The following is a 17,099-nucleotide window of genomic DNA, read 5'->3' as shown; positions in this document are numbered from 1 at the left end:
GTTTAAATTAAGTATGGCTCAGTTTTCTTTCAATGGCATTAAATAAGTGGCCAGTGATTGAAATGTCATAAGCTGCTTCAATCTCTTTTACACAGGTTGGTGCTGTTACATTAATTTCGGTTAAGCGGTCACCAATGATATCCAGTCCCACAAAAATGAGACCTTTTGCTTTAAGTGTTGGTGCGACGGCTTCTGCGATTTTACGATCTGAGTCGCTTATTGGGCGAGCTTCACCACGGCCACCTGCGGCTAAATTACCACGTGTTTCACCGTTTTGTGGTATACGAGCAAGACAGTATGGCATGACTTCACCATCGACAACCAAGACGCGTTTATCGCCTTGTTTAATCTCTGGGATATAATTTTGTGCCATGGCAAAACGGTTACCATGCTCGGTTAATGTTTCGCAAATTACACCGATATTGGCATCGTCTTCTTTGACACGAAAGATTGACGCACCACCCATGCCATCTAGCGGTTTTAAAATGATATCTTTATGTTCAGCTAAAAATGCACGAATGTCTGTTTGGCTGCGGGTTACCAATGTATCTGGCGTGTGTTCGCTAAACCATGCTGTAAATAGCTTTTCGTTTGCATCGCGAAGGCTTTGCGGCTTATTAACAATGAGCGTTCCAGCTTGCTCTGCGCGCTCTAAAATATAGGTCGCGTAAATATATTCAGTATCAAAAGGCGGATCTTTACGCATTAAAATAACGTCTAAATCGGCAAGGGCAATTGTTGATTTTTCTTCAAGCTCATACCAATGATTAACATCATCGAAAACACGTGCTTTTGATGCAGTTGCATAACCTTGGCCTTGACGTAGCGATAGGTCGTCCATTTCCATGTAGTAAAGTTCGTAACCACGTTTTTGCGCTTCCATCATCATTGCGAAGCCTGTGTCTTTTTTAATATTAAAGCCACTAATTGGATCAGAGATTATGCCTAACTTAATTGCCATGTTTTTGCCTTAGAATAGAATGACTACACTGTGTCGGTTACTTTAATATATGGGTGTTTTTATGGTTTTCAATTCGCTAAATCACCAAACTGCAATTGCAGTGCGCTGAGTACTGTTAGCGCAGCGGTTTCAGTACGCAGTACACGCGGGCCTAAGCGGATATCGACAAAAGCTTGTTGCTTAGCAATATTAATTTCCTCATCCGTAAACCCACCCTCTGGGCCAACTAAAAAGCGCACCCCCTCGCTTGGGACTTGAATGGTTTTTATACTGTGTTCAGCACGTGGGTGTAGAGTAAGTTTCAGAGCATCGCTTGTTTGCTCTAACCACTCTTTTATATCGATAGGCGGGTGTACGACAGGCACAAAGTTGCGACCAGATTGCTCTGCGGCAGCAATCGCTATTTTTTGCCATTGTTGATGTTTTTTAGCAAGACGATCACCGCTTAGTTTGACACCACAGCGTTGGCTAAAAATAGGTGTGATCTCAGTAATTCCCAGCTCTACAGATTTCTGAATAGTAAAGTCCATTTTATCGCCACGTGAAATTCCTTGGCCTAAGTGAATTTTAAGCGGTGACTCTACATCATGATTGATAAACTCTTGCGGCTCTACAATCACGCTCTTTTTACTTACCTCAATAATTTCACTTAAGTACTCTCCGCCTTCGCCATTGAAGATAGAGACTTTTTCTCCAGCTTTCATGCGAAGTACTCGACCGATATGACCGGCAGCATCATCATCAAGTGCTACTTGGGTGTTTAAAGAAATTGCTGATGGTTGGTAAATATGAGGAATTCGCATTGGATGTCGCTTATCAAATAATTTAGCAATATGGTAAGTATACAGCGCGATGGGTGCAATTAATTATTTAAATCTTCACTTAATGTAAGAATGTCGGCTGTCGTTTGAGCGATGTCTGTTTGGCAAGATAAGTGGTTTATATGAGCGGCGTCTGGGCAAGGTATAAAATTAAATCCTTGCTCATTTTGGTGTATTAAAAAGCGTACTTTATGCAGCGAGTTGTAAATAAATTTTTGAGCGTCATCGGCAAGTTGGTAGTCAGTATGGTTAATTAAAACGCCTTTTATATCATGGTGCTCATGCAGGTAACTTGCCAATTCGGAAACACTTATTTCATTACTAAAGTCGCAGTAACAATAATCTTTTATTAGCTCGTCAAACATCAGTTTAACCATGTGCCGGCTATTCGCTCCCGCAACGACTAACGTAGAGCCGCCTTTACCTGCAAAATAATGATGCGTAAAAGCATGACTAAACTCATTGTCGACATCAACTAACAAATAATTATTAACTTTAAAGGGCATACTGCCTCACTTATTATGTATTTCCATATTAAATCGAAAACATACTAATTAGTAGATAGCCTATCGCGCCGTAAACGGCAAACTCGATACAGGCAATACCTATGTTATCTTGATGATCCACCTCTAACGATGTATTAATATTCGGTAATGAAATATATTTAATGATATAGCTCAAAACATATAACAGTACCCACATAGCACCGCAATGAGAGACTAGCGTAAATAGGTTTTCTACCATCTTACCACTAATAAATGATGCACTGGCAAGACCAGCATACCCCGCTAAGGCAAGGCCGATGGATTTGCCCGCATAACGAATACCAATAGAGGTATTTTCAAGGTTAAAATTGCTCTGTAAAGAAGCCCCTTGGTTAGCCTTAGCAAAGCGGTACTCGCGAATTTTACTATCCAGGGCAAACATGCCTTGTAATACAAAAAAGCTAACAGTGGCTATTAGTAAGCTGCTGTAACCTTGAGTATGGCACCAATTATAAAGGCCTAAACTAATAATACAGTTTGCGATTAACATGCCTGAGTCAACCAAAGCAGCACAGACATTTTGCTTTAAAATAGCGGCTTCTTCGTTAAAGCGATATAAAATCCACTTGCGATGAATGAGATGGCCCACTTTAATGAAGGTAAATAACAAAGCGATTAAAATGACCACCTTCAGTGGATTTGATTGAGCCGCACTTAAACTGATTTCATCAAAAATATAAGCAATGGTCGCAATCACGACGAGAATTTCACTGGCAAAGCTAATCCCCATTGCAAAATTATCATGTTGTGCGAGCTCTTCTTTAAGCGCTTGTTTTGCTTTAATTTGCGTTAAGATACGAAGAAGTACTATGGTTATGCAAATTACAGCAAAACTAATAGCAATCGCGACTAAACTAGTGTTAGATAATGATAAATAATGCATGCAGATCCCTGCTAAATAATTCTTTGATAATCATTCTAGTACGGTTATTGATAAGTTAAAAGAGAGTATTTAATGAGTAATTCACAACCGCTTCCTGACGCGCTTTATCAATTAGGACAAACTCGTTTTAACGGTTTGTACCCTGAGCAGCCTGTAGACCCGTTGATTGCTAAATTACTGTCTTTGAGTGACTTCGCTTGGAGTTGCTTACAATCTCAACCCGACTTGAAAGATTGGTTGCTAGATGAAAGCACATTGGCTTGCCGTAACCCGCAGCCGCCACTTACTGATGATGACTTTACTGAGTTAGATGATGCCGCAGCGATGGCCAAGTTGCGATTATACCGAGAGAAATATTGGCTTAAGGTTGCGTTCTTAGATGTCTGTTGCCATAACCCAATTGAAGACAGTATCGCTTATATTTCTGCACTTGCTGAGCAGTTAATTGATTGTGCGAATCAATGGGCATTCGCACAAGTTGCAAAAGTCAGTGGCATGCCAACAGATGCGTTTGGAAATGCTATTCCAATGCTTGTACTAGGCATGGGAAAACTTGGGGGAGGGGAGTTAAATTACTCCTCAGATATCGATCTCATTTTTTCTTACCCAACAGATGTGCCAACTCAAGGTGGACGCCGTTCTATTGAAGCGCAAGTTTTTTACACTAAGGTTGCGCAAAAATTAATTATGGCGCTCAACCAAACCACTGTTAACGGCCAAGTTTTCCGTGTTGATATGCGCTTGAGACCTTTTGGTGAAAGTGGCCCTTTGGTAATGAGCTTTAATGCAATGGAAGATTATTACCAAGAGCAAGGCCGAGAGTGGGAACGTTATGCCATGCTAAAAGGGCGTTTGATAGGCGCTGAAAATAGCTATTGGGCTGAGTTCTATGAGTTATTAAGACCATTTGTTTATCGTCGATATATTGACTTTTCGGTGATCGAATCTTTACGAAAAATGAAACAGATGATTGCTCAAGAAGTGCGCCGGAAGCGTTTAACTAACAATATAAAACTGGGCGCTGGTGGTATCCGCGAAGTTGAATTTGTGGTGCAAGCATTGCAAATGGTGCGTGGTGGCCGTGAGGCAAACTTACAAACACAATCACTTTTATCAGCCTTACAAGAGCTTACTAACAATCAGGTTATTGACGCTAAAGAAGCGTCGCTGCTTAGGCATAATTACCTCACATTGCGTCGTATTGAGCAATACTTACAAATATTTGATGATAAGCAAACTCAAACATTGCCCGATGATGAGCAAGACCAGCAACGCTTATGTGTGTTGCTTAACAAAGCCAACTTTGATGAGTGCCTAAAAGCGATTAATGAAACAATGGCCTCAATACACAGTGAGTTTGAGCAGGTAATTGGCTTTGAAAGTGACAACGTTGATCCATGTGAAAGTGCATTTATTAGTGCGTGGGAAATGGCCGATGTGTCCTTGATGGATGATGCTAATTTAGCGTGGCAACAGGCACTTGATGATTTTAAAACACGTTTAACAAAAGCAAAAGTTGGTAGCCGTGGGCGAGATATTCTCGACAAGTTGATGCCTTTACTGCTTAAGCAATTGACAGTGAGTAAAGCCAGTAGTGATGCCTTCACTATGATTTGCCAAGTGCTCAATAAAATCATTTCTCGTACAGCTTATTTAGAGCTCTTATATGAAAACCCTGGCGCGTTAAATCAACTGGTTGCTTTGTGCTGTCACAGCAAATGGATAGGTGAACATATCTCTCGTTACCCAATTTTGCTTGATGAGTTGATTGATCCCCAAGTACTTTATAAGCCTACTCCGTTATCGGCTTATAAAGACGAAATAAGACAGTACTTCCTTCGTATAGAATACGATGATTTAGAGCTGCAAATGGAAGCCTTACGCCAATTTAAACAAACACACCAACTGCGAATTGCTGCAGCGGATGCGACAGGTGTTCTTGATGTAATGAAAGTGAGTGACCACTTAACGGCGTTGGCAGAAGCGATTGTAGAGCAGGCTGTGAACATCGCGTGGCATGCATGTGTTGCACGTTTTGGCCAACCAGCCAATACCACAGAACAAGAAAAAGGCTTCGCGGTTATTGCTTACGGTAAAACAGGTGGCTTTGAAGTAGGTTATGACTCTGATTTAGACTTAGTGTTTGTGCATAATCACGATGGTAGTAGTTATACCGATGGTGATAAGGCGATTGATTCAAGACAGTTCTATTTAAAATTAGCACAGCGTCTAATGCATCTATTTAACACACGCACTGCATCTGGCATTTTGTACGAGCTTGATACACGCTTGAGGCCTGAAGGAGCGTCAGGGCTGTTGGCAATAAACCTAGAAAGCTTTTATCACTATCAACAAACCCAAGCATGGACTTGGGAGCATCAAGCCTTAGTTCGCTCGAGAATGATTTATGGGCAGGCGTCGCTTCATTCTCGATTTGATGAGATCAGAGCAATTATTTTGTGCCAAGCACGTGATGATGGAAAATTGAAAAAAGATGTCATAGAAATGCGTGAAAAAATGCGCAATCACTTAGCGAAAGGTAATAGTGAATTATTTGACTTAAAACAAGACCATGGTGGAATGACTGATATTGAGTTTATTACACAATATTTAGTCTTAAAATATGCCCCGCAGTATCAAGAGTTAACGACTTGGCCTGATAATGTTCGTATTTTAGAGGATGCAGCTAAGCTTGGCTGTATTGATTCTGAAATGCAACATCAGCTAGTGGCTGCTTACATTGAATACCGTTCTCGTTATCATGTCATGAGCTTAAACCAGCAAGGTCGATGTGCGCCGCGCACTGAGCTCAAAGAGCATATAAGTTTGGTACAAAGTGCTTGGCAGCAAGTGTTAGCTTCTTAAGCGGCGGCAGTTTTCGCGTATGTAAGGAGAGGGCAGCTCTGTAATAACAGCCGCTCTTTGCTTGAAACAAAAGAAGGTATAAACCTCATTTTCAAAGTCGTCGTTGATAGCACGTCCCACTTGATATAAAGCGGACACAAAGTTGCTATCAACACGAAAGTGATCTTTAACGACATAATCTTTACTGAGGTACCAATAAAGCTCAATTTCTTCATTTCGAGCGTAGTCTGATAACACGTCTTTTAATGTTGTTCCGCTTTCAAAGCGACGTGGTAATACATCACCAGTCCAGTTTGGAGATGAGGGCTGAACTATCTTGCCACGCTCAAACAGAGCCATGTCTAGGCTTGTTTCAGGCTCTTTTAATTTAAGTACGTATTTATCACGCTCGTTATTTTTACTGTTAACTTGATTTCTTAGTGACGAATAAAAACGAGAAAGCCCTTGTGCGGCGGCATTTTGAGTATTTTTAATATCGATAACAGGCCCTTTACCGAATAAAAAATAAAGAGCTGCTGCAATCAAAATAATAGCTAATGATAAATGCTTAACCCAAAACCACATTTCTAATACTCTTGTTGTTGATTAGATTTATAAAACCACACAATTTAACAAATGTCACTCACTTATAATAAGAAGGGGCATTCTTATCAGGGCGCGTTTTAAAACGTCGATGTAACCACATATATTGTTCAGGTGCTCTATTAACCGCTTGCTCCATGCGTTGATTGACACGTGTTACGTCATTAAGGTTATCACCACTTGGAAAGTTTTCCATAATCGGGAGTACTTCTAAGTGGTAGCGACCTTGCTCATCACGGCAGCTAGCAAGACTCACTGTTTCACAGTGTTTACTGTTCGCAAAAAGTAGTGTGCCAGTTGTTGTTGCAGCATCTTTTACTGCATAAAATGGCGCGAATTCACAGCGGTTACGGCCGTAATCTTGATCGGGTAAGTAATAGCAAATCTTTTTATTTTTTAGTGCTTTTAGCAACCCTTTAACATCACGCTTTCCAACTAAGAACTCATTAGAACGTAAACGGCCATTGGTTGTAAAATATTCCATCAATGGATTATTGTGTGGGCGATAAAAACCAATACCTTGATACTTCAACCCCATCACTCGGCTCGCCATTTCTAAATGAAGAATGTGTGGCACGAGCATTAAAACGCCTTTGCCTGATTGTTGAATTTGTTCAAAGTATTCAAGGCCCTTGATTGAGCCATAGCACTTTCTTACACGCCACTCGGGCCACCACCATGCCATGCCTGTTTCCATCATAGCGATACCGGTGTTTTCCATATTCTTAAGCACTAGCTCTTTTTGTTCTTGCTCTGGCATGTCTGGGAAACATAGGCGGATATTGACCTCGGCTATGTGACGACGACGTTTCATAAAGCGATGAACTAATCTACCTAAACATTTTCCAAGGAATAATTGAAACTTATGTGGTAACCAAGAGATCAAAAATAAGAAGAAAACGCCAACCCATGTGAGCCAATAACGAGGACCCAAAAAGGATACTTTGAAAGGAGATGAACTAACCACTGAAAAGTCTCTAAAAAAATAAAAAGTAAGTTTAACCGCAAGTCTTTAAAAATACAAAAGCCAGCGAGAGGCTGGCTTTAAAGTAAGGACTCTATAAAAGAAATATTTAGATTTCCTTTAAACCTTGGTTAATTGCAGCAAGATCCTCAGCTGTTAATGTACCAGCGGCTTGCTTTAAACGCAGTGTTGAAACAACATAGCGGTAACGCACGTTGGCAAGGTTGCTTTTGGCGTTGTAAAGGTTTTGTGTGCTGATAAGTACGTCAACGATTGTACGTGTACCTACCTCAAAGCCAGCCTCTGTTGCTTTAAGCGCACTTTCTGCTGAAACAACCGCTTGTTGCAACGCTTTGTAAGTTGCGATATCCGATACAACTTGGTTGTAAGAAGTAATCACAGAGCGTGTAACTGCACGCAGGCTTGCTTCTAAATCTTCACTGGCTGCTACATAGAATGCACGAGCTTGTTCAGTTGCTGCGACAGTTGCGCCACCTGAATAAATAGGTAGGCTAAAGTTAACACCCACTGAGGCACTGTCCGCACGAGGCTCGTGTGAATTCCTGTTTAAGTCAGTTAGGCTGTCGCCGTACGAGGCATTTAAAGTCAGCTTAGGGTAGTGGCCAGCTTTTGCTAAGTCGATTTGATCTTTTGCAATATCAACGGTTACTTTTGATACTTGCAAGTTTAAGTTGTTCTCTTCAGCGATTTTTATGTAGTCGGTTGACTGTTTGTTAGGCGCAACAGTTGAAAACGTGTCAGTATTTAACATGTCTAACTTTGCATGGTATTTGCCTGTGATTTCACGAAGTTGTTCGCGGGCCGTTTCAACGCTGTTTTTCGCAACAATTTCTTTTGCTACAGAGTTGTCGTACTGTGCTTGTGCTTCATGTACGTCGGTAATTGCTGTCAAACCAACTGCGTAACGTTCTTTTGTTTGTTGTAATTGACGTTCAATTGCACGTTTTTCAGCCTGTACAAACTCTAAGTTGTCAATTGCGCTAAGTACATTAAAATAACCATCAGCAACACGAACAATGAGGTCTTGTCTAGCAAAGTCGTACTGTGCGTTTGCTTGCAAAGCTTGTTTATCAGCAATGCCTAATGAATTCCACGCACCCAAGTCAAACAATGTTTGGCTCAGACTAATACCGCGGCTAAATACATCTGTATCGCGGTCAAATTCAATGTAACCGGTTGTATCGTTGCCTTCGTATAATGTTGCGTCGGTTTTTTCGTACCCTAAACTTAAACCTAATTGTGGCAATAGCGCACTTAACGCGCGATCGCTCTCATAAGCTTGCGCATCTGCTTGGGCTTTTGCTTTAAGTACGGTAGGATCATTTGCTGTAGCAATCTCGTATACTTGGAGTAAATCTTCAGCGTAAGTGGCAGTAGCAGTCAAAGCGCTCGAAAAACCGATCAGCGCAGCGAGTAGTGTTTTTTTCATTATTCGTTCAGTCCTTAGACAATTTTCGTACTGTCACCATGGTACTCTTTTTTAGTGAATAACCAAAAAAAAAATGCGTAAATCTACATGTCCAAGTGTAACAGAATATAATTGAGTGAATTTTTAGCACAAAACCTAAAGGAATTAGTGTAATGAAAGTAACAGCAATCTCACAGTTTAGCCATGATGATATTGAGCTTAAACCTGTTGAACGCGCATATGATGGCTTTTTTAAAGTTAATTTATACCGCTTTCGCCACGCATTATTTTCAGGTGGTGAGTCAGTAGAGATCAAACGTGAAATCTTAGAGCGTGGTCATGCTGTTGCTGTGCTTCCATATGATCCTGTAACCGATCAGGTTTTGCTTGTTGAACAAGTGCGTATTGGTGCACTTGCATCTAAGCAGTCACCTTGGTTACTTGAGTGTATCGCCGGCATGGCCGATGGGAGTACGGACTATGAGCAAGTTGCTAAGCGTGAAGCATTGGAAGAAGCGGGCATCGAGCTTGATGAGCTTGAATTTATGATGTCTTATCTTTCAAGTCCGGGTGGCACAACAGAACGTTTATACTTGTATTTAGCGCGCACAGACTTATCTCACTATCAAGAGGGGATTTTTGGCCTTGATAATGAAGATGAAGATATTAAAACACATGTAATGTCATACACAGAAGCCATGCTCCGCTTAGAGCAAGGAGAAATCGACAATGCAGCGACAGTTATCTCGTTACAGTGGTTAGCACTGAATAAGCAACGTATACTGTCTGATTGGCAAACTGCTTAACTTACATTTTAATAATGGGGAATTATTTTGACGTACGTAACAGCTGAACAACGTTACATTCAAAGCTTACCTAAGTATTTAACTTTGTGTGAGCATAATTATGTGCGTGCGCTCAAATTACTCCCTAAAGAACGTCAAATAGGTCATGTACGAAAAGTGCAACTCGGTAATAGCACGTTTGTGGTTAAAATAGATGATACAGCAAAGTACACCATGGATATTTCTATCTCGCAAGAGACAGGAAACCTGCATGTTGTTACCCCGCTTTATCTAACTGTGCGTATGTATCATGATGCAAAAGTGGCTGAAATTGTTCATCACGACTTTCATCAACGAATAAAGCCATCTTACGCATACCCGAATCCGAATATGCATCAAAAAGATGAAAAGTATCAACTAAATGCTTTTTTGTATGACTGGCTTGTTGCGTGTGTAGAAAACGGCCGTGCAGCGCTACACTGGGATGTAAACAATGGCTTGGTTTAGTGATGCTTATCATTTTGACAAAACAACATTAAAAATTGCACATATTACAGATTGTCATTTATCAAAAGACAGACAAGGTGAGTATTTTAATGTAAATACAGCTGAGTATTTTTCGCGTTGCTTAGCTGCCATGGCAAACTTACAACTTGATTGCGTGATCTTTGGGGGGGATTTAACACAAGATCACAGCAGTAAATCGTATCAACTATTTGCTGAACTTATTGATGATTCGGCATTGTCTTGTCCTGTGTTTTGGCTACCAGGGAATCATGATGAGATTGCTGAATATGAAGCGCTTTCAAACTCGCAAATTTTAAACAGTAAACGTATTACCTTTTTAGCTGGACAATTGCTTTTAACAAACTCAAAAGGCGCGACCCCAGCAGGTTGGATAACACAAACCCACTTAAGCGAGTTAAGCGAAGCAATAGGGCAAATACCGAGTGTAGTGTTTTGTCATCATAACCCGCTACCTATTCAAGCCTACTTAGATAAGCATATGCTAGAAAATGGCCCGCAGTTTTTAAATATGTGCGTCAATAGTGAGCAATGCATTGGCGTGTTTCATGGTCACGTACATCATGAGTATACGCACAATTACCGAGACCTTAGCGTGTTTGCGACACCTGCTAGCTCAATACAATTTACTAAGCATACTATGGCGTGGCAGCAAGAAGATTTAGGGCCTGCGTTTCGTGTGATTAACTTAAATGTTGATAAGCAACAAAGCGTGCAGTTAACAACGGATGTAGTATGGCTAAACGGGTAATTTATATTCATGGTTTCAATAGCTCTGAGCAATCGTACAAAGCCGTTCGTTTTGGCGAACATATGGCTCAGTTTGATGTTGATTATAAAGTGCCGCGATTAACCCATGAGCCGTTACATGCAATTTTACAATTAGAACAACTGTTAAATGATGATACTGTATTACTCGGTAGTTCATTAGGCGGTTTTTATGCGACCTATTTGTCGCAACGTTATTCGATACCTGCGGTGGTCATTAACCCCGCGGTGCGCCCATTTGAGTTACTTGATAACTATTTAGGGCCAAACTATAACCCGTATCAAGACACCCATTACGAACTTGATACTCGTCACATGGATGCATTGCGCAGTTTATATTTGTCGCAATTAGACACCCCTTCATTGCTTTATTTGCTACAGCAAACAGGCGATGAAGTACTGCCTTTTCAGCAGGCGGTTAACTATTATTCTCAGTGTAAGCAACACGTTGAATTTGGAGGCGATCATAGTTTTATCGGCTTCGAACAAACCTTTGCAAGTATTGTAGATTTTCTTAAAATCACGTAAAACATAGCTAAGCGCATAAAAGATATAAAAACTATGAGTCAGCAAAATTATAACGCCGAAGCAATTGAAGTCTTAAACGGGTTAGAACCCGTAAAACGCCGCCCAGGTATGTACACCGACACGGTTCGTCCTAACCACTTAGGCCAAGAGGTTATCGATAATAGTGTCGATGAAGCAATGGCAGGTCATGCAACAAAAATAGATGTCATTCTTCATGAAGATAACTCGCTTGAAGTTATTGATGATGGCCGTGGTATGCCGATTGATATTCACCCTGAAGAAGGTATTCCTGGTGTGGAGCTTATTTTTACCAAGCTGCATGCCGGTGGTAAGTTCTCAAATAAAAACTATCAATTTTCAGGTGGTTTACACGGTGTTGGTATTTCAGTTGTAAATGCCCTGTCAACGCGTGTTGAAGTGACCGTACGCCGTGATGCACAGCAGTTTCGTATGGCCTTTGAGAATGGCGATAAAGTCGAAGACTTAAACGTGATTGGCACTGTGGGTAAGCGTAACACAGGGACTACCGTGCGTTTTTGGCCAGATGCCAGTTATTTTGATTCTGCTAATTTCTCGATTACTAAGCTTAATCATTTATTAAAAGCCAAAGCCGTACTCTGCCCAGGCCTGCGCATTAAGTTTACCAACAAACAAACCAAAGAAAGCCAAGAGTGGTACTACGAAACGGGCTTAAAAGATTACTTAGTTGAAGCGGTAAAAGGTTTTGAAGTATTACCAAAAGAGCCGTTTATTGGTGATTTTTCAAGTTCAACAGAAGGCGCTGACTGGGCTGTTGTATGGTTACCTGAGGGCGGTGAATCCATTGCTGAAAGTTATGTAAACTTAATTCCGACTGCGCAAGGTGGTACGCATGTTAATGGTTTACGCCAAGGCTTACTTGAAGCAATGCGTGAATTCTGTGAATTCAGAAATTTATTACCCCGTGGTGTGAAGCTAACGCCAGATGATATTTGGGAGCGCTGTAGCTATGTGTTGTCGGTTAAAATGCAAGACCCACAATTTGCTGGCCAAACCAAAGAAAAATTATCATCTCGTTCGTGTGCTGCATTTGTATCGGGTGTGGTGAAAGACTCATTTAGCTTATGGTTAAACGAACACACCGAGACTGCTGAATTATTAGCTGAGCTATGTATCTCAAATGCACAGCGCCGATTACGTGCTGCTAAAAAAGTTGTGCGTAAGCGCATTACCTCAGGCCCCGCGTTACCGGGTAAATTGACCGATTGTAGTGCCCAAGATAATGACCGTACTGAATTATTCTTAGTAGAGGGTGACTCTGCGGGCGGCTCGGCTAAACAAGCTCGCGACCGTGAATTTCAAGCAATAATGCCACTGCGCGGTAAAATTCTTAATACGTGGGAAGTCGAATCCGGACAGATTTTAGCATCGCAAGAGGTGCATGATATTTCAGTGGCTCTAGGTATCGACCCTGATTCAAGTGATTTATCGGGTCTGCGTTATAACAAGATTTGTATTTTGGCTGATGCTGACTCAGATGGATTACACATTGCCACATTATTATGCGCACTGTTTGTTCGTCATTTCCCTGCGCTCATTAAAGAAGGTCATGTATTTGTAGCCATGCCACCGCTGTTTCGTATTGATATCGGTAAAGAGGTGTATTACGCCCTCGATGAAGATGAGAAGAATGGTATTTTGGCTCGCATCGAAGCTGAGAAAAAGCGTGGTAAAGTGAATGTTCAACGCTTCAAAGGGTTAGGTGAAATGAACCCGTTGCAGTTAAGAGAAACAACGATGGATCCAAATACCCGTCGTTTGGTGCAATTAACACTCGATGAAGAAGAGCAAACCATGGAAATGATGGATATGTTACTTGCGAAGAAACGTTCATCAGATCGCCGTCAGTGGTTAGAAGATCACGGTAACCGCGCGCAAGTTTAATACAGGTACATTTGCAGCCTAACGGTTGCTAAACGAATTAAAGGGCAAGAAAAATGAAAAAACTACTGACCTCATTTTTATCGCTGAGCTTACTATCAGCGCCAGCAATGGCTGAAGATATTCTTGATAAACTAACGGTTGCTGAAGGCTTCAAAGTAAGCTTATTCGCCGATGATGTTGAAAATGCACGACAAATTGCCGTATCAAAAAAAGGCATAGTGTACGCAGGTTCGCGTAAAGCAGGTAATGTATATGCACTGATTGATCATAACAGCGATGGTGTAGCCGATAAGAAAATTGTTATTGCTAAAGGATTAGAAATGCCATCGGGCTTGGCAATAAAAGGAGATGATTTATATGTTGCTGAAGTGTCGCGTATTATTCGCTTTAAAGACATTGATAAACACCTCAAAGCCCCTAAGTTTGAGGTGGTGTATGATAAATTCCCAACTGACCGCCATCATGGTTGGAAATTTATTAGCTTTGCCCCAACAGGTGAGTTAATTGTGCCTGTTGGCGTGCCATGTAATATTTGTGCTGAAGATGACAAGTACGGTCGCATTTTTTCACTTAATGTTGATACCAAAGAAATCAAAACCATTGCTCAGGGCGTTCGTAACTCAGTGGGTTTTGACTATCACCCAACAACAAATGCGTTTTGGTTCAGTGATAACGGCCGTGACATGATGGGCGATGATATCCCGCCTTGCGAAATTAACCGAGTTGGTGAAGGTGAAGAGGGGGCGCATTATGGTTTCCCTTATGTTCACGCAGGGGCGATTTTAGATCCTGAGTTTGGTAAAGGTAAAAATATCGCTGATTATAAATCGCCTGCGCTTGCACTGGGTGCGCATGTTGCACCATTAGGCATTCATTTTTACAACGGCAAGCAGTTCCCAGCTAAATACAAAGAACAGTTATTTGTTGCTGAACATGGTTCTTGGAATCGCAGTAAAAAATCGGGTTACAGAGTTATGCTAGCTAATGTTGAACAAGGTCGTATTACTAAATACACCCCATTCATCACAGGCTTTATGCAAAACGAAGAAACATTTGGTCGCCCAGTTGCATTTGCAGAGCTTGCAGATGGCAGCTTATTGATCTCAGACGACTTTGCTAACGTGATCTATCGTGTTAGTGCTAAGAAAAAATAGGTAAGCGTTAATGAGTGATACAGATACCTTGCTGATGCAAGGCATAGAACAACAAACGATGGGGCGTTTTACCGAAGACGCCTACTTAAACTACTCAATGTACGTCATCATGGATCGCGCTTTACCGCATGTAGGTGACGGTCTAAAACCTGTACAGCGTCGTATCATTTATGCAATGAGCGAATTGGGATTATCGGCGCAGGCAAAATATAAAAAATCAGCGCGTACCGTAGGTGATGTACTGGGTAAATACCACCCACATGGTGATAGCGCTTGTTATGAAGCCATGGTGTTGATGGCGCAACCATTTTCTTATCGCTACCCGCTGGTGGACGGTCAAGGTAACTGGGGTGCTGCGGATGATCCTAAGTCATTTGCAGCGATGCGTTACACTGAAGCTCGTTTATCAAAGTTCTCGGAAGTTCTACTAAAAGAGCTTGGTCAAGGCACTGTTGATTGGACCGCCAACTTCGATGGTACACTTGATGAGCCGATGGTACTGCCTGCGCGTTTACCGCACATTTTACTCAATGGTGTGACCGGTATTGCAGTGGGTATGGCAACCGATATTCCACCACATAATGTGCGTGAGGTGGCCAGTGCCTGTTGCTTATTACTTGATAAGCCAAAAACTGAAATCGAAGAGCTGCTTGAGTTAGTGCATGCGCCTGACTACCCTACAGAAGCTGAGATAATCACGCCCAAAGACGATATCCGTAAGATTTATCAAACGGGACGTGGATCTATTAAAATGCGTGCAATTTACACTGAAGAGCAGGGCGATATTGTTATCACAGCATTACCGCACCAGTGTTCAGGAGCAAAGGTTTTAGAGCAAATTGCAGCACAAATGAATGCTAAAAAGCTGCCGATGGTGGCTGATTTACGTGATGAATCTGATCACGAAAACCCAACCCGTATTGTGATAGTGCCACGCTCGAACCGCATTAAAGCTGAGCCGTTAATGGCGCACTTATTTGCAACCACAGATTTAGAAAAGAACTACCGCGTAAACTTAAACATGCTTGGCCTAGATGGTCGTCCGCAAGTGAAAGATTTACGTAGTATTTTAACTGAGTGGTTAACGTTTCGCCGTGAAACAGTCAGACGCCGCTTACAGTATCGCTTAGATAAAGTGCTTGCACGTTTGCATATTTTAGAAGGTTTATTAACGGCCTTTTTAAATATCGACGAAGTCATAGAAATTATTCGTACTGAAGATAAGCCAAAACCTGTATTAATGGAACGCTTTGGTATTACGGATATTCAAGCCGAAGCGATTTTAGAGTTAAAACTACGTCACTTAGCTAAACTTGAAGAATTCAAGATCAAAGGCGAGCAAGATGAACTTGCCCTTGAGCGTGACAAATTAGAGCAAATTCTGGGCTCTGAACGTCGTATGTCGACGTTGATGAAAAAAGAAATCCAAGAAGCTGCTGACATGTATGGTGATGATAGACGCTCACCAGTTGTTGAACGTTTGGAAGCAAAAGCGCTGAGCGAAAAAGATTTAATCCCTTCTGAATCAGTGACGGTTGTATTATCAGAAAAAGGCTGGGCGCGTGTTGGTAAAGGGCATGACTTAGATGTAGAAGGTTTAAGTTATAAGTCAGGTGACAGTTACAAAGCCTCTGCGCGTGGTAAGAGTAATCAGCCTGCGGTATTTCTTGATTCAAATGGGCGTGCTTTTGCGACTGATGCGCATAGCTTACCTTCTGCACGTAGCCAAGGTGAGCCTATGACGGGTCGCTTTAATTTAAGTGCGGGTGCTAACTTTGAGCATGTTGTGATGGCCGAAGATAATCAAGAACTCTTGATGGCATCAGATGCGGGTTATGGTTTCATCAGTGACTTTAAAGATCTCGTGAGTAAAAATAAAAATGGTAAAGCATTGGTCAGTGTTCCGAAAGGGGGTGAACTACTTGCGCCAATTCGCATTACTGATATTGCCACTGACTATTGTATGGCTATTTCAAACGAAGGCCGTATGTTGTTGTTCCCACTACGTGATTTGCCTAAACTAGGTAAAGGTAAAGGCAATAAAATTATTTCTATTCCAGGTGCGAAAGTACAGGCGAGGGAAGAGTTTGTAAAAGTGCTGGCTGTAGTGCCCGAGGGGAGCAGTGTAACGCTTCATGCTGGTAAGCGTAAATTGACCTTAAAGCCAAGTGACCTTGAGCATTATCATGGCGAGCGTGGGCGAAGAGGGAATAAGTTACCACGTGGCTTACAGCGAGTAGATGAAGCTGTAATAGAAGCAACACAGACCGATGACATAACGGAGCCATCGGTTGATGATATAACAGAATAATACAAGGCCTGCTTAGCAGGCCTTTTTTATTGGGGTAGAATAAAAAGATATATTT

The 17,099-nt window shown here is 41.6% G+C and carries 15 protein-coding genes; 8 read left to right on the top strand and 7 right to left on the bottom strand.

All coding sequences use genetic code 11. The features are described 5' to 3' along the window. Positions 1-7 precede the first annotated feature (7 nt). From gshB to NYF15_RS05810, 4 genes are all read right to left on the bottom strand, one after another. Positions 8-961, bottom strand: coding sequence for a glutathione synthase (gshB, locus tag NYF15_RS05825; RefSeq protein ID WP_371353066.1), 954 nt, complete (start codon positions 959-961; stop codon positions 8-10). Between the two features lie 68 nt (positions 962-1,029). Then, positions 1,030-1,764, bottom strand: coding sequence for a 16S rRNA (uracil(1498)-N(3))-methyltransferase (gene rsmE, locus NYF15_RS05820; protein ID WP_062570123.1), 735 nt, complete (start codon positions 1,762-1,764; stop codon positions 1,030-1,032). Between the two features lie 59 nt (positions 1,765-1,823). After that, a complete protein-coding gene (locus NYF15_RS05815) occupies positions 1,824-2,288 on the bottom strand; it encodes a hypothetical protein (protein ID WP_130150764.1) in 465 nt (154 codons plus the stop codon). Between the two features lie 28 nt (positions 2,289-2,316). Continuing rightward, a complete protein-coding gene (locus NYF15_RS05810) occupies positions 2,317-3,210 on the bottom strand; it encodes a hypothetical protein (protein WP_130150765.1) in 894 nt (297 codons plus the stop codon). 72 nt (positions 3,211-3,282) lie between these two features. Here NYF15_RS05810 and glnE point away from each other — a divergent pair, with 72 nt between their 5' ends. Continuing rightward, positions 3,283-6,075: a bifunctional [glutamate--ammonia ligase]-adenylyl-L-tyrosine phosphorylase/[glutamate--ammonia-ligase] adenylyltransferase gene (gene glnE / locus NYF15_RS05805; RefSeq protein ID WP_371353065.1), complete on the top strand. Its 2,793-nt coding sequence runs from the start codon at positions 3,283-3,285 to the stop codon at positions 6,073-6,075. Here the strand turns inward: glnE and NYF15_RS05800 are convergent. The 3 genes from NYF15_RS05800 to tolC all read right to left on the bottom strand — a co-directional run bounded on the left by NYF15_RS05800 (position 6,064) and on the right by tolC (position 9,071). After that, complete coding sequence (locus NYF15_RS05800; protein WP_130150767.1) at positions 6,064-6,639, bottom strand: TcpQ domain-containing protein; 576 nt, start codon at positions 6,637-6,639, stop codon at positions 6,064-6,066. The genes glnE and NYF15_RS05800 overlap by 12 nt on opposite strands. Before the next feature lie 58 nt (positions 6,640-6,697). Next, positions 6,698-7,624, bottom strand: a complete 927-nt coding sequence (gene lpxL, locus NYF15_RS05795; RefSeq protein WP_371353064.1) for an LpxL/LpxP family Kdo(2)-lipid IV(A) lauroyl/palmitoleoyl acyltransferase — start codon at positions 7,622-7,624, stop codon at positions 6,698-6,700. Between the two features lie 106 nt (positions 7,625-7,730). Continuing rightward, complete coding sequence (gene tolC, locus NYF15_RS05790) at positions 7,731-9,071, bottom strand: outer membrane channel protein TolC (RefSeq protein WP_130150769.1); 1,341 nt, start codon at positions 9,069-9,071, stop codon at positions 7,731-7,733. A gap of 152 nt (positions 9,072-9,223) precedes the next feature. Between tolC and NYF15_RS05785 the strand changes: the two genes are divergently transcribed. From NYF15_RS05785 to parC, 7 genes are read left to right on the top strand one after another with little or no spacing between them, the layout of a single operon-like run. Further along, on the top strand, positions 9,224-9,856 hold the full coding sequence (locus tag NYF15_RS05785; RefSeq protein WP_130150770.1) for an NUDIX domain-containing protein: 633 nt from the start codon (positions 9,224-9,226) through the stop codon (positions 9,854-9,856). A 27-nt stretch (positions 9,857-9,883) separates the two neighbouring features. Continuing rightward, a complete protein-coding gene (locus NYF15_RS05780) occupies positions 9,884-10,342 on the top strand; it encodes a DUF1249 domain-containing protein (RefSeq protein ID WP_130150771.1) in 459 nt (152 codons plus the stop codon). Next, positions 10,329-11,111 carry a metallophosphoesterase gene (locus tag NYF15_RS05775; RefSeq protein WP_371353063.1) on the top strand — a complete coding sequence of 261 codons (783 nt, stop codon included), beginning with the start codon at positions 10,329-10,331 and terminating at the stop codon, positions 11,109-11,111. Before NYF15_RS05780 ends, NYF15_RS05775 begins: the two co-directional genes overlap by 14 nt. Further along, the gene (locus NYF15_RS05770; RefSeq protein WP_371353062.1) at positions 11,096-11,656 is read left to right on the top strand and encodes a YqiA/YcfP family alpha/beta fold hydrolase; all 561 of its coding nucleotides are present in this window, start codon (positions 11,096-11,098) and stop codon (positions 11,654-11,656) included. The genes NYF15_RS05775 and NYF15_RS05770 overlap by 16 nt, the downstream gene beginning before the upstream one ends. A 33-nt stretch (positions 11,657-11,689) precedes the next feature. After that, entirely contained in the window at positions 11,690-13,579 is a 1,890-nt protein-coding gene (parE, locus tag NYF15_RS05765; protein ID WP_062570134.1) for a DNA topoisomerase IV subunit B, read from the top strand. A 53-nt stretch (positions 13,580-13,632) separates the two neighbouring features. Further along, the gene (locus NYF15_RS05760; protein ID WP_237120135.1) at positions 13,633-14,733 is read left to right on the top strand and encodes a PQQ-dependent sugar dehydrogenase; all 1,101 of its coding nucleotides are present in this window, start codon (positions 13,633-13,635) and stop codon (positions 14,731-14,733) included. A 10-nt stretch (positions 14,734-14,743) separates the two neighbouring features. Further along, positions 14,744-17,044, top strand: coding sequence for a DNA topoisomerase IV subunit A (parC, locus tag NYF15_RS05755; RefSeq protein ID WP_237120134.1), 2,301 nt, complete (start codon positions 14,744-14,746; stop codon positions 17,042-17,044). The last annotated feature ends 55 nt before the right edge of the window (positions 17,045-17,099 follow it).

The sequence above is a fragment of the Pseudoalteromonas sp. 68 DY56-GL68 genome, from assembly GCF_041414825.1.
Lineage (GTDB): Bacteria > Pseudomonadota > Gammaproteobacteria > Enterobacterales > Alteromonadaceae > Pseudoalteromonas.
The sequence above is the reverse complement of the archived record's forward strand: the minus strand, read 5'-3'. Positions and strand labels throughout refer to the sequence as shown.